Genomic DNA, 22466 nt, shown 5'->3' on the forward strand with positions numbered 1-22466 from the left:
CACGGGAGCGCAGGATCGTGAATCGAGCATCCCCGCGGGCCTCAGCGCTTGTTGGCGCTTACTTCAGTAGCGCGCAGCGTCGGCGCTAGCTTGTCGAGGATGCCGTTGACGAACTTGTGCCCGTCAGTGGCACCGAACACCTTGGCCAGCTCGATACCTTCGTTGATCACCACCTTGTAGGGTACATCGACGCGGTTCTTCAGCTCGTAGGTGGACAGCCGCAGAATGGCCAGTTCGACCGGATCGATCTCTTCCAGTGGGCGATCGAGCAGCGGGGCGAAGGCGCCGTCGAGTTCGGTCTTCTGCCGCGGCACACCGTGCAGGATCTCGTGGAAGTAGGCGCCATCGACCTTGCTGAAATCGTTGTCGACGCGAAACTGCGCTTCGATCTCGTTCAGCGGCTGCCCGGCGATATGCCAGGAGTACAGGGCCTGCATGGCCAGGGTACGGGCTTCGCGGCGCGCGAGGATCTTGCCGCTGGGGCCCTTCTTGGCCGGCTGGCCGTTACCGGAGTTGCTCACTTGGCCTCCAACTGCGCCAGCAGGCTGACCATTTCCAGGGCAGACAGCGCAGCTTCGGCACCCTTGTTACCCGCCTTGGTGCCGGAACGTTCGATGGCTTGTTCGATGGAGTCGACGGTCAGGACGCCGAAGGCGACCGGTACGCCGTATTCCATGGAGACCTGGGCCAGGCCCTTGGTGCACTCGCCAGCGACGTATTCGAAGTGCGGAGTGCCGCCACGAATGACCGCACCGAGGGCGATGATCGCCGCGTATTCGCCACGCTGGGCGACCTTCTGGGTGACCAGCGGAATCTCGAAGGCACCCGGCGCACGGATGATGGTGATGTCGCTTTCCTGCACGCCATGGCGCACCAAGGCGTCGATGGCGCCGCTGACCAGGCTCTCGACGACGAAGCTGTTGAAACGGCCTACCACCAGGGCGTATTTGCCCTGCGGGGCGATGAAGGTACCTTCGATGGTCTTCAGGGTCATGACGGGTCTCACATGGGTTAAAGAGCCGGGGCGTCGTGCGCCCCGAAAATAAAATTCGTGCTCCCGGGGGAGCGGGCTTTGCTCCCCTCTCCCACTTGTGGGAGAGGGGCCGGGGGAGAGGGTTCGGCGTTGGCCACAATTCCCTCTCCCACCCTTCGGGCACCCTCTCCCGGAGGGAGAGGGTCATCAGATGCGGCTCTGTCGAGCCGCTTCTTATTTAGAAGGCAGGTATTCTACAACCTCGAGGTCGAAGCCGGATATCGCGTTGAACTTCATCGGCGAGCTCATCAGGCGCATCTTGCGTACGCCGAGGTCGCGCAGAATCTGCGAGCCGGCGCCCACGGTGCTGTAAGTCGCAGGGTTGGCCGGTTGCTGGCGGCTGATCAGCGCCAGCAGCTCCGGCCCGGTCAGCGGGTTGCCCAGCAGCAGCACCACGCCGCTACCAGCCTTGGCCACTTCGGCCATGGCCGCACGCATGCTCCAGCGCCCCGGCTGGTTGACCAGGAACAGGTCGCGCAGCGGGTCCATGTTGTGCACGCGCACCAGGGTCGGCTCTTCGGCGCAGATGGTGCCCAGGGTCAGCGCCATGTGTGCGGTGTCCTCGACGCCGTCCCGGTAGGTCACCAGATTGAACTGACCCAGCTCAGTGTCCAGCGGCTGCTCGCTAATGCGCTCGACGGTACGCTCGTGGATCAGGCGGTAGTGGATCAGGTCGGCGATGGTGCCGATCTTCAGGCCGTGCTCTTCGGCGAACTTCTCCAGCTCCGGGCGACGGGCCATGGTGCCGTCGTCGTTCATGATCTCGCAGATCACCCCGCTCGGTTCGAAACCGCCCATACGCGCCAGGTCGCAGGCCGCTTCGGTGTGGCCGGCACGGGCCAGCACGCCGCCGGGCTGGGCCATCAGCGGGAAGATGTGGCCGGGGCTGACGATATCCTCGGCCACCGCATTGCGCGCCACGGCAGCCTGTACGGTGCGTGCGCGGTCGGCAGCGGAGATGCCGGTGGTCACGCCTTCGGCCGCCTCGATGGAGACGGTGAACTTGGTGCCAAAGCCGGAACCGTTGCGCGGCGCCATCAGCGGCAGCTTGAGCAGCTCGCAACGCTCGCGGGTCATCGGCATGCAGATCAGGCCACGGGCGAAACGGGCCATGAAGTTGATGTGCTCGGCGGTGACGCATTCGGAGGCGATGATAATGTCGCCTTCGTTCTCGCGATCCTCGTCATCCATAAGGATGACCATCTTGCCGGCGCGGATGTCTTCGATCAGTTCTTCAGCGGTATTGAGCGCCATCGGGGCGTCTCCTCAATTCTTCAGGTAGCCGTGTTCGGCGAGAAAGCTTTCGGTCAGGCCTGAGGCCTTGGGTTCTGCGGCCTTGTCACCGAGCAGCAGGCGCTCAAGGTAACGTGCCAGCAGGTCGACCTCGAGGTTGACCTTACGCCCGGCCTGGTAGTCGACCATGATGGTCTCGGCCAGGGTATGCGGCACGATGGTCAGCTCGAATTCGGCGCCATCGACCGCGTTGACGGTCAGGCTGGTGCCGTCGACGGTGATCGAACCCTTATGCGCGATGTACTTGGCCAGCTCACGCGGCGCGCGCACCTTGAACTGCACGGCGCGGGCGTTATCGGCACGCGAGACGATCTCGCCGACGCCGTCGACGTGACCGCTGACCAGATGGCCGCCGAGGCGACTGGTGGGCGTCAGGGCCTTTTCCAGATTGACGGCGCTGCCGGGTTTGAGGTCGACGAAGGCGGTACGCGCCAGCGTCTCGCGACTGACATCGGCCCAGAAGCCGTCGCCTGGCAGTTCCACGGCGGTCAGGCAGATGCCGTTGACGGCGATACTGTCGCCGAGCTTGACGTCGCCCAGGTCGAGTTTTCCGGTGGCCACGTAAACGCGCACGTCGCCACCTTTCGGCGTCATGGCGCGGATACTGCCGATGGCTTCGATTATGCCGGTGAACATGCGCCCTCCGGTTTCACGTTGAAGGTATTGCTGAACAGCATGGACGAACTCCTGTTTTGGTCAAAAACAGGGCAATGCCGATCGATAGGGATTTCGCGGACACGCACGAGGCGCCCGTGGAGGGAATCCCGCTCTCTCTTTATCCGGACTATACCGTCGGCCCCGGAATCACACCGGGTCTGCTGGACCTCGCCTGGCAGGTGCCGTGGCGAGCGCTCGCGGGCTAGGTTCTACGAACCATTACCGCCGGTGGGGAATTTCGCCCCGCCCTGAGAACGTTGCGGCCATATGAATGGCCGCGTGGCGTTTTACCATATTTATCGCTGTGGCGCATGGCTTGTAGGGTGCGCTGCGCGCAGCAGGGTCAACCGCCGATCGGCCAGGCCCGCTCGAGTGGTTGCCACCAGACAAGGGGGACTCAGAGAGAACTGCGACGCACCCTACCTGGCCTTGGGCACCGCGGTGATCTGCCAGTCGTCGCCCACGGCGCGGATATCGACAATCTGCAACTCCGGCGCCTCGGCCATACGGTTGAGCGGCAGCTCGAACAACGGCCGAGCACTGGAACCCAGCAGCTTGGGCGCAACGAAGATGCGGTACTCGTCCACCAACCCGGCGCGGGCGAAGGCGCCGGCCAGACGCGGCCCGGCCTCTACCAGCACCTCGTTGACGCCACGGCCGGCCAGCTCCAGCAGCAACTTGCGCAAATCGACGTGACCATTGCTGCCCGGTACGGCAAGCAGTTCGTGGCCGTCGGCCAGATAGCGGTCGCGCGCGGCAGCGGCCGCACAGGTGGCCACCAGAGCCGGGCCGACTTGGAAGAAGGATTTGCTCAGCGGTACCCGCAGCCGGCCATCAACCAGCACCCGCAGCGGCGGCCGCGAGGCGGCCATGAAGGTGGCTTCGACACCCAATCCCAGCTCGTCAGGACGCACGGTCAGCCGGGCGTCGTCGGCCAGCACGGTGTCGGCGCCGCTGAGCACCACGCTGGACTGCGCACGCAAACGCTGCACCTCGGCACGCGCCGCCGGGCCGGTGATCCACTGGCTTTCGCCACTGGCCATGGCCGTGCGGCCATCGAGACTCATCGCCGATTTGACCCGCACCAACGGCAGCCCGCTCTCCATGCGCTTGATGAAACCGGCATTGAGCGCTCGCGCCTCGGCCTCCAGCACGCCGGACAGCACTTCGATACCGGCACTGGCCAGGCGTAACAAACCTCGACCCGCGACCTGCGGGTTGGGGTCCTGCATCGCCGCAACCACGCGACCGACACCGGCGGCGACCAGCGCATCGGCGCAGGGCGGCGTACGCCCGTGGTGGCTACAGGGTTCCAGAGTCACGTAGGCGGTGGCACCGCGTGCCCGTTCTCCCGCCTGACGCAGGGCGTGCACCTCGGCGTGCGGTTCGCCGGCACGAGCATGCCAGCCCTCGCCGACGATCTCGCCGTCACGCACGATGACGCAGCCGACACGCGGATTGGGATGGGTGGAGTAGAGGCCTTTACGCGCCAGCCGCAGGGCGCGCGCCATGAACAAGTGGTCGCGCTCGCTCATCGGCTTTTCGACGGCTCGCGGGCCAGGCGCTCGATCTCTTCGCGGAACTCGTTGAGGTCCTGGAAGCGTCGGTACACCGAGGCGAAACGGATGTAGGCCACCTCGTCGAGCTTGCTCAGTTCGGTCATCACCAACTCACCGAGCACCAGCGATTTCACCTCGCGTTCGCCGGTGGCACGCAGTTGCTGCTTGATGCGGGCGATGGCCTCTTCCAGGCGCTCGACGCTTACCGGGCGTTTTTCCAGCGCACGCTGCATGCCGGCGCGCAGCTTCTCTTCATCGAAAGGCTGACGGCTGCCGTCCTGCTTGATCAGGCGCGGCATCACCAGTTCGGCGGTTTCGAAGGTGGTGAAACGTTCGCCGCAGGCCACGCATTCGCGGCGGCGGCGCACCTGATCGCCCTCGGCGACCAGACGGGAATCGATGACTTTGGTGTCGTTGGCGGCGCAGAAGGGACAATGCATGGCAGGCGCTGACTGATTGGCGGCAAAGGCATCATGGTAGCGCATAGCACGCCGTTGAAAAATGTAAGGAGCCTTGAGAAGGCCTGCTTGGCAGGCACAAGACAAATTAAGCTATGGGCAAGCACCTCCAAGAGCAGTACATGCCATGAACCGATACCTGCCCCTTCTGCCACTGGCCCTGAGCAGCCTGCTTGTCGCCTGCGCCGGCGAGCCAACCACCACCGTGCCGCCCCCCATGCCGGCACCTGCACCGGCAGAACCCAACACTGCGCCGATCCAGGGCCCTGGCCTGCGTGGCGAGTTGCTTGGCGTCGCGGCAGGCGCCGATGTCGACCTGGCACTGTTGGGCGTGGATATGCGCGGCAGGCCGCGCGCGCTGCTCGGCCAGGTTCATCTGCGTGGCAACGGCGAAGCGCTGCCGTTTCATCTGCCGCTGAACATGCAGCAGGTGCCGCAGGATCTGCGCCTGGAACTGCGTGGCCGGGTCAGTCACTCCGGGCGCCTGGTGCAACGCTTGCCGGCACGCACCATCGTCGAGCTGCGCGATCAGGACCTTGGCGCCCTGCAACTGGTGCCGGCGCCATGAGGCCACCCGAAGCGCTGCAGCAGGCACTGAGCGAACTGCTCGGCGATGCCCGCCTGGTGGCCGAAACGCTGCCGGGTACCGATATCGCCCTGTGGCTGATCGACGCCAGCAATATGGATCGCGCGTTCAACCCCGAGGAAACCCGGCGCATCCTCGAAGAGCCGCCCTACTGGTGCTTCTGCTGGGCCAGCGGCCTGGTGCTCGCCCGCTGGCTGGCCGAACGCCCCGAGTGGGTACGCGGCAAACGCGTGCTGGATTTCGGCGCAGGCTCCGGCGTGGCTGCCATCGCCGCAGCCAAGGCGGGTGCCGCCGACGTGGTGGCCTGCGACCTCGACCCCGTGGCGCTGGCCGCCAGCCGCGCCAATGCCGAGCTCAACGGCGTGACGCTGAACTACTCGGAAGATTTCTTCGCCGAAGCCGACCGCTACGACCTGATTCTGGTCGCCGACGTGCTTTACGATCGCGCCAACCTGCCGCTGCTCGATCATTTTCTCAGCCGCGGCCGTCAGGCGCTGGTGGCCGATTCGCGGGTCAAGGATTTCCAACATCCGCTCTACCAGCGCCTGGCGTTGCTGGATGGCTGCACCTGGCCGGACCTGGCCGAACCGGCGGAATTCCGCGAAGTCAGCCTGTATCACGCCGCGCGCCCCTTGTAACCGCGCCACGCTGCCCGCATTAATAGGCTATTGCCCTGCTTTTTCGAGACCGACCATGAGCGACTCCCCTTACATCTTCGACATCTCCGGCGCCGCCAACTTCGAGCAACTGGTGATCGAGAACTCCTTTCACAAACCTGTGCTGGTGGACTTCTGGGCCGAATGGTGCGCGCCGTGCAAGGCGCTGATGCCAATGCTGGCGAAGATCACCGAGGAATATGCCGGTGAGTTGCTGCTGGCCAAGGTCAACTGCGATATCGAGCAGGACATCGTCATGCGTTTCGGCATTCGCAGCCTGCCCACCGTGGTGTTGTTCAAGGACGGCCAGCCGGTGGATGGCTTCGCCGGCGCCCAGCCGGAAGCGGCGATCCGCGAGATGCTCAAACCCCATGTCGCCGAACCGGCTCCTGCCGCTGCCGACCCGATGGAGACCGCCCAGGCGCTGTTCGCCGAAGGCCGTTTTGCCGACACCGAAACACTGCTCAAGCAGGTGCTGACCGAAAACAACGAAAATGCTGCCGCGCTGATCCTCTACGCGCGTTGCCTGGCCGAGCGCGGCGAGCTGGGCGAAGCCCAGGTGGCACTCGATGCGGTCAAGGGTGACGAACACAAGCAGGCGCTCGCCGGCGCCAGGGCGCAACTGACCTTTCTGCGCCAGGCCGCCGATCTGCCGGACGCTGCCACGCTGAAAAGCCGCCTGGCACAGAATGCCGAGGACGACGAAGCGCTGTATCAACTGGCCGTGCAACAACTGGCGCGCCAGCAGTACGAAGCGGCGCTGGACGGCCTGCTCAAGCTGTTCGTGCGCAATCGCAGCTACAGTGACGGCTTGCCACACAAGACCCTGCTGCAAGTGTTCGATCTGCTCGGCGGCGACCACCCGCTGGTCACCACATACCGCCGCAAGCTGTATCAGGCGATCTACTGATCCCAGCGTTGGATCGCGCTAGCCGTAGGGCGGATCGGAACGCCGGCCGCTCGTAGCGAAGCGAACAGTCCGCCGGGCCGTGCCAAGTTCTGCACCGCAACTCACGTCCAACACTCCCCTCAACGGCGTACTGCTTCCGAGCGTCCGGCGCCCCGGTACGCCCTACGACCCTCGCCTTGTGGTGCGCACCAGCGATGGCGGCGCTAGCGCCTCGTTGCGCGCTGCATGGCAGCGCGCGACACCCTACCAGCCTGAGCGACTACTCCTGCCAGTGATAGATCGGCGCATCCGCGCCGGTTTCCATGCGGATCTGCTCGCAATGACGTAGACGCACCAGCAAGCGCTTGCCTGCAGCTTCGCCACCAGCCAGCGCAGCCAGCTGCGCCATCAGCCGTGGCCCTTCGACCTGCCCCGCCTCACGCACCAGCTGCAATGCGGTCTGCCATAACGCATCACCTGCATCCGCCATGGGAGTCGGTGCCACCACATTGGCAACCGGCGTAACCGCCACGTGCTGCGCCAGTTGCGCCCAGTCCTCGGCATCCAGCTCCAGCGTCAGATCCACCGGCCAGTCGCCAATGCGCCCACGTATTCGCACCATGTTCAGCCTCCAGTCAGGAATTCACATGCTCCCACGGCAGCGCCAGGCTGGCCAGTTCGCCACGAAAGTTGTTATAACGTAACAATCAAATCGCACCTACGCTGGAGATAACCATGCGCCACCTGCTGCTCGCCCTGCCCTTCGCCCTGTTGCCCCTGGTCGCTGCCCAGGCTCATGAGCACGGCCATGATCACGACCACGAACATTCCCACGACAGCCTTGGAGCCCACGAGCATGGTGTCGCCAGCCTCAATGCCGCGCTGGACGGCAACCTGCTGGAGCTGCAATTCGAAAGCCCGGCGATGAACCTGGTCGGCTTCGAACATGCAGCCAAAAGCGATGCCGACAAGGCCAAGGTCGCGGCCGCCAAGCGCGAGCTGGAGCAACCCATCAGCCTGTTCGCCCTGACCAGCGGCGACTGCAAGGCCACCGAGGTCGAACTGCAAAGCCCCCTGTTCGCTGGTAAGGCGCACGACCACAAGCATGACCATCACGATCACAAGCACGAAGGCGAACACAGCGACATTCATGCGCACTACCGCTTCGAATGCGCCAAGGCCAACGAATTGAAACAACTGGATCTGGCCGAGCTGTTCAAACGCTTCCCCGCCACCGAGAAGATTCAGGTACAACTGATCGGCCCGAACGGCCAACAGGGCGTGGAACTGACTCCAGCCCAGCCACGTCTGTCTTTCTGATGCCGTAGGGTGGATCGGGGCGCGTAGCTGACGCTCTTTTCATCCACCCCATCAGTTTTGTGGGAGGACCAGCTGGTGACCCGTTTTAGCCGCGAAAAAGCTCGCCGCTAAAGCTCCTCCCACAAACCTGCTCCGCAGGTGTGAATGCCATCCGCGAGCTCGGCTCAGACGATCAGGCCACCATGCCCGGCTTTTCATGAACGACGATTCGAAGAAACCATGACCCAACCTCTGATCGAACTCGCCGATCTCGGCTTCGCCTGGCCTGGCCAGGCGCAGTTGCTGGATATTCCCCATTTCACCCTGGCGCGCGGCGAAACCCTGTTTCTCAAGGGCCCCAGCGGCAGCGGCAAAACCACCCTGCTCGGCCTGCTCGGTGGCGTACAAAGGGCGCAAAGCGGCCATATCCGCCTGCTTGGCCAGGACCTGGGCCAGCTCTCGGCCGGTGCCCGTGATCGCTTCCGTGTCGATCACACCGGCTACATCTTCCAGCAGTTCAACCTGCTGCCGTTTCTCTCAGTGCGCGAGAACGTCGAGCTGCCCTGCCGCTTCTCGCGCCTGCGTGCCGAACGCGCGCGCCAGCGCCACGGCAGCATCGATGCAGCCGCCGCTGCGCTGCTCGATCACCTCGGCCTGCGCGCCGAGCTGCTCGGCCGCCGTGCCGACGAATTGTCCATCGGCCAGCAACAACGCGTTGCTGCCGCGCGAGCGCTGATCGGCCAGCCGGAACTGGTGATCGCCGACGAACCCACCTCGGCGCTGGACTTCGACGCCCGCGAAGCTTTCCTGCAACTATTGTTCGCCGAATGCCGCGCCGCCGGCGCCAGCCTGCTGTTCGTCAGCCACGACCAGAGTCTGGCCCCGCTGTTCGACCGCAGCTTGTCGCTGGGCGAACTGAACCGCGCCACGCGCGCCCAGGAGGCCTGAGATGCACCTGATCCGCATCGCCCTGGCCAGCCTGGCCAACCGTCGTTTCACCGCCCTGCTCACGGTGTTCGCCATCGCCCTGTCGGTGTGCCTGCTGCTGGCCGTCGAGCGCGTGCGCACCGAGGCGCGCGCCAGCTTCGCCAACACCATCAGCGGCACCGACCTGATCGTCGGCGCCCGCTCCGGCAGCGTGAACCTGCTGCTCTACTCGGTGTTCCGCATCGGCAACGCCACCAACAACATCCGCTGGGACAGTTTCGAGCACTTCGCCAACCACCGTCAGGTGAAGTGGGCCATCCCCATTTCCCTCGGTGACTCGCACCGCGGCTATCGAGTCATGGGCACCAGCACCGCCTATTTCGAGCACTACCGCTACGCCCGCAGCCAGGCGCTGAAGTTGGCCCAGGGCCGCGAGTTTGCCGACGACCCGTTCGAGGTAGTACTCGGCGCGGAAGTGGCCCAGGCGCTGGGCTACGGCCTCGGCGAGAACATCGTTCTGGCCCACGGCGTCGCCACCATCAGCCTGGTCAAGCATGACGACAAGCCGTTCACCGTGGTCGGCATCCTCGAACGCACCGGCACGCCAGTGGACCGCACGCTGCACATCTCCCTGGCGGGCATAGAGGCGCTGCACATCGACTGGCAAAACGGCATGCCGGCACGCGGCGCGGCGCAGATCAGCGCGGATCAGGTGCGAGAGTGGGCAAGCGCCTGTTCACAAGCGTCGCGAGCGCAGACGAGACAAGGCGAAAGCGGGCGAGAAAGCGCAGTTGAGTCGAATCTCAATGAGCATTCCGAGCCCGCTTTCAACGCAGCAGCGTCAAGCGCAGTAGCTTGTGGACAGGCGCTGCAGCCCAAGCAGATCACCGCCTTCATGTTGGGCCTCAACAGCAAGATCGCCACCTTCAGCCTGCAACGCGAGATCAACGAGTTTCGTGGCGAGCCGCTGCTGGCGATCCTGCCGGGGGTTGCCCTGCAGGAGCTGTGGAGCCTGATGGGCACGGCCGAGCAGGCGCTGTTCGTGGTCTCGCTGTTCGTCGTGCTGACCGGCCTGATCGGCATGCTCACGGCGATTCTCACCAGCCTCAACGAGCGCCGCCGGGAGATGGCCATCCTGCGCTCGGTAGGCGCCCGTCCCTGGCATATCGCCAGCCTGCTGGTGCTGGAAGCCTTCACCCTGGCACTGGCCGGAGTAGCCTTCGGCGTCGCGCTGCTCTATCTGGGCATCGCCGCCAGCCAGGGCTTCGTGCAGGCCAACTACGGCCTGTATCTGGCGCTCAATGCCCCATCCGGCTACGAGTGGAAACTGCTTGGCGGCATTCTCGCCGCCGCCGTGGCGATGGGCAGCGTACCGGCCTGGCGGGCCTATCGGCAGTCACTCGCCGATGGCCTGTCGATACGCCTGTAAGGTGCGATGCGCCTGTACACTGTGCAGGCGAATCACTGCACAGAGGTAATCCATGTTCCGCCCCCTGCTCGCCAGCCTGTTGCTGACGCTGGCCCTGCCGCTGGCCGCCGCCGATGTGCGCGAAATCACCTGGTCGGAGCTGATCCCGCCGGATGCTCCGCCGCAGGTTATCAACCCCGCGCCGATCCACGACCTGTCGCAATTGGCCGACGCCCTTGCCGAATCCGGCCCGGCCGCCATGCAGCAATCGCCGGCCGCCCCGGTGGTCAAGGAGCTCAATGGCCAGCAGGTGAAACTGCCCGGCTATATCGTGCCGCTGGATGTGACAGACGAAGGCCGGGTGGTGGAGTTTTTGCTGGTGCCCTACTTCGGCGCCTGCATCCACGTGCCGCCACCGCCGTCGAACCAGATCGTGCATGTCACCAGCGAACTCGGCGTGCTGCTCGATGCGCTGTACCAGCCCTTCTGGGTGGAAGGCCCGCTGAAAACCGAGCATGTCAGCAGCGAGCTGGCCGAGGTCGGTTACCAGATGGCAGCGGACAAGATCTACGCCTACGAATTGCCCGACAGCTGAGCCTGTAGGAGCCCCGCCTCGGGGCGAAGCGGTCGCGGTCATCCAGAAACATCTGCGGTGTTAGCACCATTCGCCGCGAGGCGCGTCTCCTACACAAGCGCCTACCGATACGCCCCCAAGAAAAAGCCAGACATCGCGTCTGGCTTTTTCATATCCGGCATCGCCATCGTCAGTTACGGCTGGCGACCCGGTTCTCCCGCTCGAAACGCAGCTCGCTTTCCGCCCACTGCCGCCAGGAGCGCACCTTGCCGCGCTCGGCGCCACCACGCTCGGCACGCGCCAGCGCATCCAGGCCAGCCTGCCAGCGCGACTGTTCCAGTTCCAACTGGGCGACGTACAGCCAGTGTTTGCCATTGCCGCTGCGTTCGGCCAACGGACGCAGCACGCGCACCGCAGCCGCACGATCACGCGCCTGCCACCAGAACAGGCCCAGGCGCTCCTGACGTGCGGCGGTGTTGGCCAGCAGGCCACTGTCGAGCATGCCGGCGAGCAGCTTGGCGCCCTGCCAGGGCTGATCGGCAGCACCGGCCAGGAGCACCAGGTTGTCCAGCTCCGCTTCGCTGAAACGCAGGCCCTTGCTGTGCGCCGCACGCAGGGTCGCCAACGCCTTGTCGTTGCTGCCGGCCATCTGCTGCAGGGCGGCCAGCTGACGCCAGCCCTTGGCATCGTTCGGCTGGCGCGCCAGCAACTGGCGCTGCCAACGCTCGGCCTGGGCATAACGTTTCAGATCGGCGTTGGCCCCCACCAGAAACTGCAGCCAGATGTCGGCGGCGTTGGGATTGGCCTGCACGTATCGCTCGGCCAAAGGCAACGCCTTGGCCGGCTGGTTCATGCCCTGATAGGCCTGCACCAGCATTTGCAGCACCTCCTCGGAGGCAGTGCCCTGATTCGGCGCCAGCAACTCGACGACCTTGGCGTAGCGGCGCTCGCCAAGGTTGAGCTTGGCCAGATTGAGGCGTTCGCCGGCGAGCATCTGTTCGTCGAGCTTGCCGCTGCGTACGGCCTTGTCCAGCCAGTCGATGGCCTGGCCGTTGTTGCCGGCCGACCAGGCCACGTAGGCCTTGCTGCGCCAGACCAGTGCCTCTTCGAGGCTGCCGCTCTTGGCCTGGACGTCATCCAGCGCACGTCGTGCGGCGGCATAGTTGCCCTTCTGCTGCGCAACCTGCGCCGTGTTCAGGGCCTTGAACACGGCCGGGTCGACAGTCTGCTGGGCCATGCCAGGCACGGCCGCAGCACTGAGCATCACGAGCAACAACCAACGGTACATGGTCAGCTCCTTTCCAGACGGAAGTAGAGGGTCTTCACCGCTTCGCGGTCCACCGCCAGGCCACCTTCGGTACGTGGCGCGAAGCGCCAGCGTGCCGCGGCGCGGCGTGCTTCGCGCTCGAAGACGTTACGCGGGTTGGCTTCCAGCACGCGGATGTTCTCCACATTGCCGGAGCGATTGATGGTGAAAGCCAGTTTGACGAAACCTTCGATGCCACGCTGCAGCGCATAACGCGGGTATTCCGGGCGCACGTCGTTGAGCGGCATGACTTCGCTCTCCATCCCGCCCATCTGCCCACCGGACTCGGCGGCCTGGCTCGGCGGTGTCGGCGCTGGAACCCCCGGTGCAAGACCGGACAAGCTCGGTGCCGGCGCGCTGTTGACGGCGATACCACTGGCCAGGCTTGGCAGTTGGATGTCCAGCGCCGGCAGGTTGGCGCTGGGCGTGGCGGTTTGCGGTGTCGGCGGCGTGGGTGGCTGCGGCGTTTGCGGCTGAGGTGGCTGCGGTGCCTGCTGACGGGTGCGGCTGGCGGTTTCGCTGGCGTTACCGTCCATGCGCACGAAGTTGGCCACGCTGACCGGGTCCTGGCTCACCTTGGCACTCGGCGGCGCGACCATGTACAGCATCAGGGCGAACAACCCCAGGGCCATCAGGCAGGCGCCGAGAAAAGACAGCGGCAGGCGCATCAGTTGACTCCGCTACCGGCGGCCAGGGCAACATCCTGCACGCCGGCCAGACGTGCCTGATCCATCACCTGAACCACCAGGCCGGTACGCGCATCCTGGTCGGCCTGCACCACCACCGCGCCCTCCGGCTGGTCGACGCGCATGCGCTCGACATGCGCCCGTACGCTGCGGATGTCCACCGGCTGCTTATCCATCCAGATCTGCCCGTCAGCGGTGACGGCGATGAGGATATTGCCCTTGTCCTGCGGGCTGGCGGTTTCCGCCTGCGGACGCTGCACCTCGACGCCGGACTCACGAATGAAGGAGCTGGTGACGATGAAGAAGATCAGCATGATGAAGACCACGTCGAGCATCGGCGTAAGGTCGATACCGGTGTCTTCGTCCTGCTGGTGGTGACGACGCATTCTCATGTTGGGCGATCTCAGTCGTGACGCAGCTGGTCGGCCAGCCGCTCGATGGCCTGGCTGGCTTCGCGTTCGAGGCGCGCCAGGCTGAACAATCCGGGGATGGCCAGGACCATGCCGGCCATGGTCGGCAGGGTCGCCTGCCACACGCCTGCGGCCATGCCGCGTGGGTTACCGGTGCCGTTGAGGGCGAGCACATCGAACACGGCGATCATGCCGAGCACGGTGCCAAGCAGGCCCAGTAGCGGATACAGCGCCACCAGGGTCTTGCCCAGGCGCAGCGGCGCCGCCAGTTGCTGGCGCGCCTGCGCCAGCCAGGCCAGGCGCACGGCGCGCTGCCAGTTGCCGTTGTCGTCGGCCAGCACCTGTTGCCAGGTCTCTCGACGTTCCTGCACCCAGCGCGGAAAGATCCGCCGCATGTACCAGAAGCGCTCGAACACCAAGGTCCAGAACACCACGCAGAGCACCGCCAGCGCCCACATCACCACGCCGCCGGCGCTCATGAAGTCGAGCAGTGCATGGGCACTGTCGACCGCACGCAGCCAGAAGGCGAACAGATCAGTCACGGCGTGGCGCTCCCGACAGGTGCAGGGCGATCAGGCCAGCGCTCTGCTGTTCCAGAATCTGGATCAGGCCCTTGCTGCGACTGGCCAGCAGGCTGTGCAGGAACAGCAGCGGGATGGCCACCACCAGGCCGAGCACGGTGGTCACCAGCGCCTGGGAGATACCATCGGCCATCAGCCGCGAGTCGCCGCCACCGCTCTGGGTGATGGCCTGGAAGGTCACGATCATGCCGGTCACAGTGCCCAGCAGGCCGAGCAGCGGTGCCACGGCGGCCAGCAGCTTGAGCAGGCCCTGGCCTTTTTCCAACGGCGGGGTTTCCTGCAGGATCGCTTCGTCGAGCTTCAGCTCCAGGGTCTCCAGGTCTGCCAGTTGCGGCTTGGCGCCCAGTACGCCGATCACACGGCCCAGCGGGTTGTCATCACGCGGCACGCTGAGGTTGTGCATCTGCGCCTTGACCAGACGGCCGACGCGGCTCAGGTAAATCATCCGCCACAGCGCCAGGAGCAGACCAAAGGTTCCCAGCACGGCGATCACCCAACCGACCAGACCACCCTGCTGCAGACGGTCCCACAGGGTCGGCTGCTGCTGCAGCTGCGCCAGCAGGCTGCCACGGCTCGGATCGATGGGCAGCGTGGCGAGCGCATCGGTGCTGCTCAGGTAGTCCTTGACCTGGCCCAGGCCGGACGGCTGACGCGGCGGCGCCAGCAGTTGCCCGGCATCGGCGTCGTAACGCAGGAAGGCATCCTCGCCATACACGGCGAAGGCACCGACTCGTAGCACCTGCTGCTCCTGGCGCGAACCATCGGCATTCACAACCGGCAGTTGCAGGCGTTCGATACGGCCGCTGGCAGCCAGGTCTTCGAGCAGCAGCATCCAGTAGCCGTCAAGGTCTTCGGCGGAGGGCAGCGAGCGGCTCTCAGCCAGTGCCTTGAGGCGCTTCAGACGCTCCGGGTACTGGGCGTTGAGCAGGCTGTCCTGCCATTGCCCGGCAACGTCACCGGCGCTCTGGCGCACCACGCCAAACAGCTCGCCAAGGTGACCGACACGCTGCGCCAGCAGTTTTTCCTGCTCGGCCAGCTCGGCCTCCTGACGGTCGAATTCGGCCTTGAGGCGCTCGCTTTCGGCTTTCTGGGTATTCAGCGCGGAACGCGCGGCAGCCAGCAACTGAGCCTGCTCGCTACGCTTGGCGAGAAATGCCTGTTCGCGCTCCTGCATGGCGCTGACTTCGGCAGCGCGCTCGCTGCGGATGCGCTGCAGCAGTTGATCGGGGTTGAGGGTTTCGGCCACGGCGGCCAGTGCCGGCAACAGGCTGAGCGCCAGTACGGCTACAACACGACGACTCATTGTGCGGCCTCCTCGGCCAGGGTCTTGATCGGCAGGGACAGCACGGCAGGCGCCTGTTGCTGACGGGCGATGGCGATGGCCTGGGTCAACGGACGACGTGCGCTGCCGTCGAGCACTTCCCAGGCCTTGGTCTGCGGGTTCCACCAGCCGCTCTCGTGGGCATCGAGGGTCTGGTAATAGAGCATGCTGCGGCCCAGGCGCAGGAATTCGACGCTGCGCGAGCCAGCGTCGCCCTGGTTCAGTTCACCCCGCCAAGCTTCCAGAGTACGGCCATAGTCGCTCTCGATCTGATAGGCCTCGAGGATGCGGCGATATTTGTCGGCCAGGCTGACATCGGCGCGCGGCAGCAGATCCTGCAGCTGAGCCAGACGGTCTTCACGCTCCTCGGGCAGGAAGGGTAGATCGGCGGCGATGAACTCACCCAGCACTTCGACCATCTTGACCATCTGCGGACTTACCGCTTCCTGGGTACGTTCGATGCCATCGAGCTGCTTCTGATAACTGGCCAGCTCCTGACGCTGGGCTTCGACCAGGTCACGAAGCTGACTGTTATAACCTTTCAAAGCCTCAGCCTGCTGCAGGGCATTGCGGTACTCGGTGAGCATCTCGCGGCTGGCGTCATCCAGTTGCTCGATACGACCCTGCGAGGCTTTTGCCTCGGCAGCCAGGCGCTGGCTTTCATCCAGCGCGGCATCCAGCGGCGCAGCAGCCAACGAGCCGCTGGCCAACATCAGGGCCACAGCCAGGGAACGGAGGGGGAAGCGATTCATGCGCAGAGGATCCTCGACAGACGGGCTTGCTTCAAAAAGAGAAACATTATCATCTAGAGATGCATTTGAGGCAATGGACAAAACACCGCAGCAGAGCCCATCGATCTATTGAGCCAGGTCAAAAAGTGAATTGTTGCTTGGCTTAGCATTGATTTCAGCCAAGACACACAACCGACTCGAACTGGAGCTCGCTATGTACAAGTCACTGTTCACTGCCTCACTGCTGGCCCTGGCCATCGCTTCCCCCATCGCCCAGGCTCACCAGGCTGGCGATATCATCGTCCGTGCCGGCGCGATCACCGTCGATCCGCACGAAGACAGCTCAAACGTCAAGATCGGCGGCGTGAAGGCTGCAGGTACCGCAGCGACGCTCGACAGCGATACCCAGCTGGGTCTGAACTTCGCCTACATGCTTACCGACCAGCTCGGTGTCGAACTGCTGGCTGCCACTCCTTTCAGCCATGACATCGGCACCAAAGGCCTCGGCGGTCTGAAACTGGGTTCGGTCAAGCACCTGCCGCCGACCCTGAGCCTGGTTTACTACCCGCTCGACAGCAAATCGGCCTTTCAGCCTTATGTCGGTGCGGGCATCAACTACACCTGGTTCTTCGACGACAAGCTCAGCAACGAAGCCGAAGGGGCAGGCTTCCGTGGCCTGGACCTGAAAGATTCCTGGGGCTTGGCCGCACAGATCGGCGCAGACTACATGCTGACCGACAACCTGATGATCAACGCTCAGGTGCGTTACATCGATATCGAGACCACCGGCACCACCTATCTGAACGGTGACAAGGTCAAGGTCGATGTGGATGTCGACCCCTTCGTCTACATGGTCGGCCTGGGCTATAAGTTCTGACAGCCCTCGCAGAACGAAAAAGCCGGCGAAAGCCCAATGCCGATCAGATAAGCTTGCCAAAGCGGTCTTTCGTAGGAGCCCCGCCCCGGGGCGAAGCTTTTCAATCGCGTATCGCCCTGGTTCGCGGCGGGGCGCCGCTCCTACCCATTGGCAGCGTCGACGCTTAACTGACAGGCATTAGGCGAATGCCGGCTTTTTCATGGGCTCGATTCACAGCCCGAGCAGCTGACGCAACCCTTCACGCAGCGACGTCTGCTGCGGCATGCGGTAATGAGCTTGCAACCGCGCATTGTCGGCACGTGAATGACGGATATCGCCAGCTCGCGCCGGTAAGTGCGTCACCTGCGGCAGGCCGCCGCAAAGCGCACCGATTTCCGCCAGCAACTGGTTGAGGCTGACCGCCTGGTTCCAGCCAACATTCACCGCAGGCTCGACGAACTCACCCAGCAAGCCCTGCATCAACAGCACGACCAGATCACCGACATAAAAGAAATCGCGAGTCTGCTCACCATCACCGAAGACGCTGATCGGCAGCCCCTGCTGCGCGCGCTGGGTGAAGATGCTGATCACCCCGGAGTACGGCGATGATGGATCCTGGCGCGGCCCGAAGATATTGAAGAAACGAAACACCGCCGGCTCCAGAGCATGCTGGCGGCGGTAGAAATCCAGGTAGTGCTCGCCGGCCAGCTTGTCGGCCGCATAGGGCGTCAGCGGCGCCTTGGCGGTCGCTTCGTCGATGGCCACGCCCTCGCCGTTATTGCCATAGATGGCCGCGCTGGAGGCATAGACCACGCGTCGCACGCCATGCTGGCGCATGGCCTCGCAGACATTCAGGGTGCCGATGAAATTGCTCTGGTGCGTGGACACCGGATCATCCACCGAAGCCTGCACCGACGCTACCGCTGCCAGATGCGCCACACCTGCGCAACCAGCGACCGCCTGCGCGACCACCTCGGCATCGGCGACGTCGCCCTCTATGAAGCGCAAACGCGGGTTGTCCAGCGGCAGGTTGCTGCGCTTGCCCATGGACAGATTGTCCAGCACGCGCACTCCGTGCCCAGCGGCCAGCAAGGCGTCGACCAGGTTTGAACCGATAAAGCCCGCACCACCCGTTACGAGAAATTCAGCCATGGCGATAGTAACGATCCAGTAAGCTCGGCAGAGCAGAGCGCCAAGCGCGCGGCTTGATGCCGAAGGTGTGAAGAATCTTCTTGCAGGCCAGCACGGCGTGCTGCGGTTCATCGACTGCATCCGGACGAGCGGCGTGCGCTTGCGGCGCGATATCCTCGACCAGATTGCTGCGATAGTGACGCGCCTCACTCAGTACCGCCTGCCCCAGGCTCAGCGACGTACTCGCTTCATGGCCTCCGTAATGATAGGTGCCCCACAGGGGCGACTCGCAATCGAGCTGCTTGAGCACGGCCAGAATCACCCGCGCCGCATCGTCCACCGGGGTGGGATTACCGCGCCGGTCATCGGCGAGATACAGCACCTCGTCACGCTCGGCGCGCGCCAGAAAACGCCCCAGGCGTCCTTCACGGCTGTCATCGAGCAACCAGCCGAAGCGCAGCAGCACATGCCGCGGACAGATCGCTCGCACGCTCTGCTCCAGACGCCATAACGCCTGGCCACGCAGCCCGAGGGGGATCGGCTCTTCCTTTTCACTGTAAGCAGTAACCCGCGAACCATCGAAGACCCGATAGCTGGACGGCTGCAGTAACACGATGGAATGGTGCTGGCACAGCTCTGCCAGACGCTCCACCGCGCGCTCCTGCGTATGCAGGCGCGACTCGACCACCGACTCGGCCTGGAACCAGTCGAAGTAGTAGGCCAGGTTGATCAGTGCATCCGGGCGGGTCTCGTCGAGCAGCTCGGTCAGACTGGCGGCGTCCCAACCGTCTTCCGGCGGGCGTGGCGCGAGGAAGCCGATATCTTCCTCGGCGCCAAGACGGATCAGCGCTTGCCCCAGGGCGCTACCGCCGCCCAGCAGCATCAGGCGCATTCGCATGGTGGCTCGGGTGACTCCAGAATTGTTCTGCCAGCCGGTGTGGCGGCGATGATGGCCGATATTCTGCTGGTTTTACCCGGTGTCGTCACCCTGCAATCACGCGCTGCAGTGGATCGGTAGCAGGTTCGCCGGCCTGATCGAAGGCTTGCTGCGCCCGGGCGATCTCGGCGACATTGCGCTCCACCCAGTGGTCGATGGCGCGAATCGGCTCGCTGAGCGAATGCCCCAGCGGCGTCAACGAGTACTCCACGCGCGGTGGCACCTCGGCGTAGGCCTGGCGTGCGACTAGACCAAAGCGCTCCAGGCGGCGAATCGTCTGAATCAGCATCTTCTCCGAGATGCCCTCGACACGCCGACGCAACTCGGCGGTACGCAAGGTGCCGCCATGCGCCAGCGCGTGGATCAGCAGCAGCGACCACTTGTCAGCGATCACTGCGAGCACATGGCGCGCTGGGCAAACGCCACTGAATACATTGCCGAGGCGGACGTCATCGGGCATCGCAGTGACTCCAATACTTACCAGTAGGTGGGTACTTGCTCAAAAGAAAGCAAAGAGTAAGCTCTTTCGCGCCCACCCTCCACCCATGAACACAAGGAATCTCGCATGAAGCTTTACTACAAAGCCGGCGCCTGCTCACTCTCGCCACACATCGCCCTGCGCGAAGCCGGTATCGAATTCGAGATGGAAGCGGTTGACCTTCAAACCAAGCGCACCGAGTCGGGCGCCGATTTCACCCAGATCAACGCCAAGGGTTATATCCCCGCCCTGGTACTGGACAACGGCAAGGTACTGACCGAAGGAGCGGCTATCGCGCAGTACATCGCCGACCTCAAGCCTGAAAGCGGCCTGGCGCCAGCCAATGGCAGCGAAGCGCGCTACCAGTTGCAGAGCTGGCTGAGCTTCATCTCCACAGAACTGCACAAACCGATGGGCAGCCTGTTCAATCCGACCCAGAGCGAAGACTGGAAAGCCGCAGCAAAGACGCTGCTGAGCAAGCGTCTGAACTGGCTCGTGATGGAGATGGGGGAGCGCGAATACCTGCTGGGTGAGCATTTCACCGTAGCCGATGGCTATCTGTTCACCGTACTGGGTTGGGCCGCTCCGGTCGGATTCTCACTCGAGCCGTGGCCAAGCTTGCAGGCTTACCGTGCGCGCATCGCTGCACGCCCGAAAGTGGTCGAGGCGCTCAAGGCAGAAGGCCTGATCTGAGGCCTTAAAGAAAAACCCCGAGGTTAGCCTCGGGGTTTTCGTATCAGCTCGGTATCACACGTCAGAACGGGATATCGTCATCAAAGCTGTCGTAGTCAGGCGCTGGCTGGGCCTGCTGCGGAGCAGGACGCTCCTGGCGCGGGGCCTGCTGCGGCTCGCGCTGCGGGGCCGGACGCGATTGACGCGGAGCGCCGCCTTCATCACCGCTCGGACGACCGCCCAGCAGCTGCATGGTGCCCTGCATGTCGACGATGATCTCGGTGGTGTAGCGCTTGATGCCGTCCTTTTCCCACTCGCGGGTCTGCAGCTTGCCTTCGATGTACACCTGCGAACCCTTGCGCAGGTACTCGCCGGCGATCTCGGCGACCTTGCCGAACAGGGCGACGCGGTGCCATTCGGTCTTCTCGACCTTCTGCCCGGTCTGCTTGTCGGTCCACTGCTCGCTGGTGGCCAGGCTCAGGTTGGTGACCGCGTTGCCGCTGGGCAGGTAGCGTGTTTCCGGGTCCTGGCCGCAGGTACCGACCAGAATGACTTTGTTAACCCCACGGGCCATAACGTTCTCCTAGACTCGGCACGCCGCTGGTGCCGATATGATCAGGCTTTCCAGCGTCGCGCGATCCACTTGTTGGGTATCGACTTTGATATAGATGGCCGCTTCGTCGACCACCACCACGGCGTCCGCCACTCCCGGCGTTGCCTTGAGGCGTTCGACCAGTCCGACATCGGCCAGTGCCGCGGCATCGAGCGGCAGGCGCAAACTGGTCACGTACGGCGGTTCGCGCATAGTAACAGCAATAGCCAGCCAAATTGCACAGAGCGCGGCGCAGCCGATGAACACACCGCCCAGGCCAACGTGCTGGTAAAGCCAGCCGCCGAGAATGCCGCCCAGGGCTGCGCCGAGGAACTGGCTGGTGGAATAGACGCCCATCGCAGTGCCCTTGCCGCCTGCCGGCGCCACCTTGCTGACCAGCGACGGCAGCGAGGCTTCGAGCAGATTGAAGGCGGTGAAGAACACCACGATACCCACTACCAGCGCCCGCAGGCTGCTGCCGAAGAAGGCGAAGAAGAGCTCGCAGGCCAGCAACACGCTGACGGCACCGAGCAGCACGCGCTTCATCTGGCGTTTTTTCTCGCCATAGATGATGAACGGCACCATGCCGAAGAAACCGATCAACAGCGCGGTGAGATACACCCACCAGTGCTCTTCCTTGACCAACCCGCCCTGCTCCACCAGCGCCAGCGGCAAGGCGACGAAACTGGCCATGAGCACCGCATGCAGGGCCAGGATGGCGAAGTCCAGACGCAGCAGGTCGCCATGTTTGAGGGTCGGCCACAGCGCCTGTGCCGCCACGCCGGATTCGCGATGCTGCAGCGGGCCGGCGTCTTTCGGCACGATGCCGGCGACGATCAGGATGCCAAGCAACGCCATCGCCGCCGTCGCCCAGAACAGCCCGGACAGGCCAAACGCACGAGTCAGCAGCGGGCCGACCACCATGGCTACGGCGAACGACAGACCGATGCTCATGCCAATCATGGCCATGGCCTTGGTGCGATGCTGTTCGCGAGTCAGATCCGACAACAACGCCATCACCGCCGCAGAGATCGCTCCAGCCCCCTGCAGCACACGCCCGGCGATCACGCCCCAGATCGAATCGGCATTGGCCGCCAGCACGCTGCCTGCAGCAAAAATCAGCAAGCCAGCGTAGATCACCGGGCGTCGGCCGATACGGTCACTGAGCATGCCGAAGGGTATTTGCAGCACAGCCTGGGTCAAACCATAGGCACCGATGGCCAGGCCGATCAGCGCCGGTGTGCTGCCCGCCAGATCCATGCCGTAGGTCGCCAACACCGGCAGCACCATGAACATACCCAGCATACGAAACGCGAACACCATAGCCAGGCCGCCGGCCGCGCGGGTCTCGCTACTACTCATGCGCTCGCTGTGCGGATCGTGCATCGAATGACCCCTGAGGAAATCGGTCGGCGATTCTAGCAGC

General features: G+C 64.4%; 27 protein-coding genes and 1 riboswitch. Of the genes, 9 read left to right on the forward strand and 18 right to left on the reverse strand.

Translation table 11 applies throughout. The features are described from left to right. Positions 1-41: 41 nt before the first annotated feature. The 6 genes from nusB to nrdR form a co-directional block, all read right to left on the reverse strand. Complete coding sequence (gene nusB / locus DBO86_RS11340; RefSeq protein WP_108233720.1) at positions 42-521, reverse strand: transcription antitermination factor NusB; 480 nt, start codon at positions 519-521, stop codon at positions 42-44. Beyond that, entirely contained in the window at positions 518-994 is a 477-nt protein-coding gene (gene ribH, locus DBO86_RS11345) for a 6,7-dimethyl-8-ribityllumazine synthase (RefSeq protein ID WP_074858119.1), read from the reverse strand. The genes nusB and ribH overlap by 4 nt, the downstream gene beginning before the upstream one ends. A gap of 213 nt (positions 995-1207) precedes the next feature. Next, positions 1208-2287 (reverse strand): bifunctional 3,4-dihydroxy-2-butanone-4-phosphate synthase/GTP cyclohydrolase II, encoded by a 1080-nt coding sequence (gene ribBA, locus DBO86_RS11350; protein WP_108233721.1) that lies wholly within the window; start codon positions 2285-2287, stop codon positions 1208-1210. 12 nt (positions 2288-2299) lie between these two features. Beyond that, the gene (locus DBO86_RS11355; protein ID WP_003463215.1) at positions 2300-2962 is read right to left on the reverse strand and encodes a riboflavin synthase; all 663 of its coding nucleotides are present in this window, start codon (positions 2960-2962) and stop codon (positions 2300-2302) included. A 126-nt stretch (positions 2963-3088) separates the two neighbouring features. Continuing rightward, a riboswitch (FMN riboswitch) is annotated at positions 3089-3243 on the reverse strand. 159 nt (positions 3244-3402) lie between these two features. Beyond that, the gene (gene ribD / locus DBO86_RS11360; protein WP_108233722.1) at positions 3403-4518 is read right to left on the reverse strand and encodes a bifunctional diaminohydroxyphosphoribosylaminopyrimidine deaminase/5-amino-6-(5-phosphoribosylamino)uracil reductase RibD; all 1116 of its coding nucleotides are present in this window, start codon (positions 4516-4518) and stop codon (positions 3403-3405) included. Then, complete coding sequence (gene nrdR / locus DBO86_RS11365; protein WP_003243991.1) at positions 4515-4982, reverse strand: transcriptional regulator NrdR; 468 nt, start codon at positions 4980-4982, stop codon at positions 4515-4517. Before nrdR ends, ribD begins: the two co-directional genes overlap by 4 nt. A gap of 145 nt (positions 4983-5127) precedes the next feature. On the opposite strand from nrdR, the gene DBO86_RS11370 reads away from it, so the two are divergent. Genes DBO86_RS11370 through trxA form a run of 3 tightly spaced genes read left to right on the forward strand, consistent with a single transcriptional unit; the run spans position 5128 to position 7152 of the window. Continuing rightward, on the forward strand, positions 5128-5568 hold the full coding sequence (locus DBO86_RS11370) for a hypothetical protein (protein WP_108233723.1): 441 nt from the start codon (positions 5128-5130) through the stop codon (positions 5566-5568). Continuing rightward, positions 5565-6224: a class I SAM-dependent methyltransferase gene (locus DBO86_RS11375; RefSeq protein ID WP_075749969.1), complete on the forward strand. Its 660-nt coding sequence runs from the start codon at positions 5565-5567 to the stop codon at positions 6222-6224. Before DBO86_RS11370 ends, DBO86_RS11375 begins: the two co-directional genes overlap by 4 nt. Positions 6225-6279: 55 nt before the next feature. After that, the gene (gene trxA / locus DBO86_RS11380) at positions 6280-7152 is read left to right on the forward strand and encodes a thioredoxin (RefSeq protein WP_108233724.1); all 873 of its coding nucleotides are present in this window, start codon (positions 6280-6282) and stop codon (positions 7150-7152) included. A 259-nt stretch (positions 7153-7411) separates the two neighbouring features. On the opposite strand, the gene DBO86_RS11385 is transcribed toward trxA, so the two are convergent. Beyond that, the gene (locus DBO86_RS11385; RefSeq protein WP_017675590.1) at positions 7412-7753 is read right to left on the reverse strand and encodes a hypothetical protein; all 342 of its coding nucleotides are present in this window, start codon (positions 7751-7753) and stop codon (positions 7412-7414) included. Positions 7754-7866: 113 nt separating this feature from the next. Between DBO86_RS11385 and DBO86_RS11390 the strand changes: the two genes are divergently transcribed. From DBO86_RS11390 to DBO86_RS11405, 4 genes are all read left to right on the forward strand, one after another. After that, a complete protein-coding gene (locus DBO86_RS11390) occupies positions 7867-8451 on the forward strand; it encodes a DUF2796 domain-containing protein (RefSeq protein WP_017675591.1) in 585 nt (194 codons plus the stop codon). 219 nt (positions 8452-8670) lie between these two features. Continuing rightward, a complete protein-coding gene (locus tag DBO86_RS11395; protein WP_108233725.1) occupies positions 8671-9378 on the forward strand; it encodes an ABC transporter ATP-binding protein in 708 nt (235 codons plus the stop codon). A 1-nt stretch (position 9379) separates the two neighbouring features. Next, entirely contained in the window at positions 9380-10786 is a 1407-nt protein-coding gene (locus DBO86_RS11400; protein WP_108233726.1) for an ABC transporter permease, read from the forward strand. A 52-nt stretch (positions 10787-10838) separates the two neighbouring features. Continuing rightward, positions 10839-11360, forward strand: a complete 522-nt coding sequence (locus DBO86_RS11405) for a DUF3299 domain-containing protein (RefSeq protein ID WP_108233727.1) — start codon at positions 10839-10841, stop codon at positions 11358-11360. Positions 11361-11529: 169 nt separating this feature from the next. Here the strand turns inward: DBO86_RS11405 and DBO86_RS11410 are convergent, their stop codons facing one another. Genes DBO86_RS11410 through DBO86_RS11435 form a run of 6 tightly spaced genes read right to left on the reverse strand, consistent with a single transcriptional unit; the run spans position 11530 to position 16395 of the window. Beyond that, on the reverse strand, positions 11530-12627 hold the full coding sequence (locus DBO86_RS11410; RefSeq protein ID WP_108233728.1) for a tetratricopeptide repeat protein: 1098 nt from the start codon (positions 12625-12627) through the stop codon (positions 11530-11532). Positions 12628-12629: 2 nt separating this feature from the next. Beyond that, a complete protein-coding gene (locus DBO86_RS11415; protein WP_108233729.1) occupies positions 12630-13313 on the reverse strand; it encodes a TonB family protein in 684 nt (227 codons plus the stop codon). Further along, the gene (locus tag DBO86_RS11420) at positions 13313-13723 is read right to left on the reverse strand and encodes an ExbD/TolR family protein (RefSeq protein WP_021489595.1); all 411 of its coding nucleotides are present in this window, start codon (positions 13721-13723) and stop codon (positions 13313-13315) included. Before DBO86_RS11420 ends, DBO86_RS11415 begins: the two co-directional genes overlap by 1 nt. Before the next feature lie 11 nt (positions 13724-13734). Then, positions 13735-14283, reverse strand: coding sequence for a MotA/TolQ/ExbB proton channel family protein (locus DBO86_RS11425; RefSeq protein ID WP_108233730.1), 549 nt, complete (start codon positions 14281-14283; stop codon positions 13735-13737). Continuing rightward, entirely contained in the window at positions 14276-15625 is a 1350-nt protein-coding gene (locus DBO86_RS11430; RefSeq protein ID WP_108233731.1) for a MotA/TolQ/ExbB proton channel family protein, read from the reverse strand. Before DBO86_RS11430 ends, DBO86_RS11425 begins: the two co-directional genes overlap by 8 nt. Further along, the gene (locus DBO86_RS11435) at positions 15622-16395 is read right to left on the reverse strand and encodes a DUF3450 domain-containing protein (protein ID WP_108233732.1); all 774 of its coding nucleotides are present in this window, start codon (positions 16393-16395) and stop codon (positions 15622-15624) included. The genes DBO86_RS11430 and DBO86_RS11435 overlap by 4 nt, the downstream gene beginning before the upstream one ends. A gap of 193 nt (positions 16396-16588) precedes the next feature. On the opposite strand from DBO86_RS11435, the gene DBO86_RS11440 reads away from it, so the two are divergent. Further along, positions 16589-17251 (forward strand): OmpW/AlkL family protein, encoded by a 663-nt coding sequence (locus DBO86_RS11440; RefSeq protein ID WP_108233733.1) that lies wholly within the window; start codon positions 16589-16591, stop codon positions 17249-17251. A 210-nt stretch (positions 17252-17461) separates the two neighbouring features. Here the strand turns inward: DBO86_RS11440 and DBO86_RS11450 are convergent, their stop codons facing one another. The 3 genes from DBO86_RS11450 to DBO86_RS11460 form a co-directional block, all read right to left on the reverse strand. Beyond that, entirely contained in the window at positions 17462-18382 is a 921-nt protein-coding gene (locus tag DBO86_RS11450) for an NAD-dependent epimerase/dehydratase family protein (protein WP_108233734.1), read from the reverse strand. Continuing rightward, positions 18375-19259 carry a sugar nucleotide-binding protein gene (locus DBO86_RS11455; protein WP_108233735.1) on the reverse strand — a complete coding sequence of 295 codons (885 nt, stop codon included), beginning with the start codon at positions 19257-19259 and terminating at the stop codon, positions 18375-18377. Before DBO86_RS11455 ends, DBO86_RS11450 begins: the two co-directional genes overlap by 8 nt. 85 nt (positions 19260-19344) lie before the next feature. Then, the gene (locus tag DBO86_RS11460) at positions 19345-19758 is read right to left on the reverse strand and encodes a winged helix-turn-helix transcriptional regulator (RefSeq protein WP_108233736.1); all 414 of its coding nucleotides are present in this window, start codon (positions 19756-19758) and stop codon (positions 19345-19347) included. A 105-nt stretch (positions 19759-19863) separates the two neighbouring features. On the opposite strand from DBO86_RS11460, the gene gstA reads away from it, so the two are divergent. Next, complete coding sequence (gstA, locus tag DBO86_RS11465) at positions 19864-20469, forward strand: glutathione transferase GstA (protein ID WP_074858063.1); 606 nt, start codon at positions 19864-19866, stop codon at positions 20467-20469. A gap of 61 nt (positions 20470-20530) precedes the next feature. Here the strand turns inward: gstA and DBO86_RS11470 are convergent, their stop codons facing one another. Both DBO86_RS11470 and DBO86_RS11475 read right to left on the reverse strand, forming a co-directional pair. Further along, complete coding sequence (locus tag DBO86_RS11470; RefSeq protein WP_003463262.1) at positions 20531-21022, reverse strand: single-stranded DNA-binding protein; 492 nt, start codon at positions 21020-21022, stop codon at positions 20531-20533. 9 nt (positions 21023-21031) lie between these two features. Then, complete coding sequence (locus DBO86_RS11475; RefSeq protein WP_108233737.1) at positions 21032-22426, reverse strand: MFS transporter; 1395 nt, start codon at positions 22424-22426, stop codon at positions 21032-21034. Positions 22427-22466 lie beyond the last annotated feature (40 nt).

Origin of the sequence: Ectopseudomonas oleovorans, assembly GCF_003052605.1 — a bacterium.
Lineage (GTDB): Bacteria > Pseudomonadota > Gammaproteobacteria > Pseudomonadales > Pseudomonadaceae > Aquipseudomonas > Aquipseudomonas oleovorans_A.

Coding starts and splice junctions, on each gene's coding strand:
- ribH (WP_074858119.1), bottom strand. CDS start 994: ATGACCCTGAAGACCATCGAAGGTACCTTCATCGCCCCGCAGGGCAAA.
- ribBA (WP_108233721.1), bottom strand. CDS start 2,287: ATGGCGCTCAATACCGCTGAAGAACTGATCGAAGACATCCGCGCCGGC.
- DBO86_RS11355 (WP_003463215.1), bottom strand. CDS start 2,962: ATGTTCACCGGCATAATCGAAGCCATCGGCAGTATCCGCGCCATGACG.
- ribD (WP_108233722.1), bottom strand. CDS start 4,518: ATGAGCGAGCGCGACCACTTGTTCATGGCGCGCGCCCTGCGGCTGGCG.
- nrdR (WP_003243991.1), bottom strand. CDS start 4,982: ATGCATTGTCCCTTCTGCGCCGCCAACGACACCAAAGTCATCGATTCC.
- DBO86_RS11370 (WP_108233723.1), top strand. CDS start 5,128: ATGAACCGATACCTGCCCCTTCTGCCACTGGCCCTGAGCAGCCTGCTT.
- DBO86_RS11375 (WP_075749969.1), top strand. CDS start 5,565: ATGAGGCCACCCGAAGCGCTGCAGCAGGCACTGAGCGAACTGCTCGGC.
- trxA (WP_108233724.1), top strand. CDS start 6,280: ATGAGCGACTCCCCTTACATCTTCGACATCTCCGGCGCCGCCAACTTC.
- DBO86_RS11385 (WP_017675590.1), bottom strand. CDS start 7,753: ATGGTGCGAATACGTGGGCGCATTGGCGACTGGCCGGTGGATCTGACG.
- DBO86_RS11390 (WP_017675591.1), top strand. CDS start 7,867: ATGCGCCACCTGCTGCTCGCCCTGCCCTTCGCCCTGTTGCCCCTGGTC.
- DBO86_RS11395 (WP_108233725.1), top strand. CDS start 8,671: ATGACCCAACCTCTGATCGAACTCGCCGATCTCGGCTTCGCCTGGCCT.
- DBO86_RS11400 (WP_108233726.1), top strand. CDS start 9,380: ATGCACCTGATCCGCATCGCCCTGGCCAGCCTGGCCAACCGTCGTTTC.
- DBO86_RS11405 (WP_108233727.1), top strand. CDS start 10,839: ATGTTCCGCCCCCTGCTCGCCAGCCTGTTGCTGACGCTGGCCCTGCCG.
- DBO86_RS11410 (WP_108233728.1), bottom strand. CDS start 12,627: ATGTACCGTTGGTTGTTGCTCGTGATGCTCAGTGCTGCGGCCGTGCCT.
- DBO86_RS11415 (WP_108233729.1), bottom strand. CDS start 13,313: ATGCGCCTGCCGCTGTCTTTTCTCGGCGCCTGCCTGATGGCCCTGGGG.
- DBO86_RS11420 (WP_021489595.1), bottom strand. CDS start 13,723: ATGAGAATGCGTCGTCACCACCAGCAGGACGAAGACACCGGTATCGAC.
- DBO86_RS11430 (WP_108233731.1), bottom strand. CDS start 15,625: ATGAGTCGTCGTGTTGTAGCCGTACTGGCGCTCAGCCTGTTGCCGGCA.
- DBO86_RS11435 (WP_108233732.1), bottom strand. CDS start 16,395: ATGAATCGCTTCCCCCTCCGTTCCCTGGCTGTGGCCCTGATGTTGGCC.
- DBO86_RS11440 (WP_108233733.1), top strand. CDS start 16,589: ATGTACAAGTCACTGTTCACTGCCTCACTGCTGGCCCTGGCCATCGCT.
- DBO86_RS11450 (WP_108233734.1), bottom strand. CDS start 18,382: ATGGCTGAATTTCTCGTAACGGGTGGTGCGGGCTTTATCGGTTCAAAC.
- DBO86_RS11455 (WP_108233735.1), bottom strand. CDS start 19,259: ATGCGAATGCGCCTGATGCTGCTGGGCGGCGGTAGCGCCCTGGGGCAA.
- DBO86_RS11460 (WP_108233736.1), bottom strand. CDS start 19,758: ATGCCCGATGACGTCCGCCTCGGCAATGTATTCAGTGGCGTTTGCCCA.
- gstA (WP_074858063.1), top strand. CDS start 19,864: ATGAAGCTTTACTACAAAGCCGGCGCCTGCTCACTCTCGCCACACATC.
- DBO86_RS11470 (WP_003463262.1), bottom strand. CDS start 21,022: ATGGCCCGTGGGGTTAACAAAGTCATTCTGGTCGGTACCTGCGGCCAG.
- DBO86_RS11475 (WP_108233737.1), bottom strand. CDS start 22,426: ATGCACGATCCGCACAGCGAGCGCATGAGTAGTAGCGAGACCCGCGCG.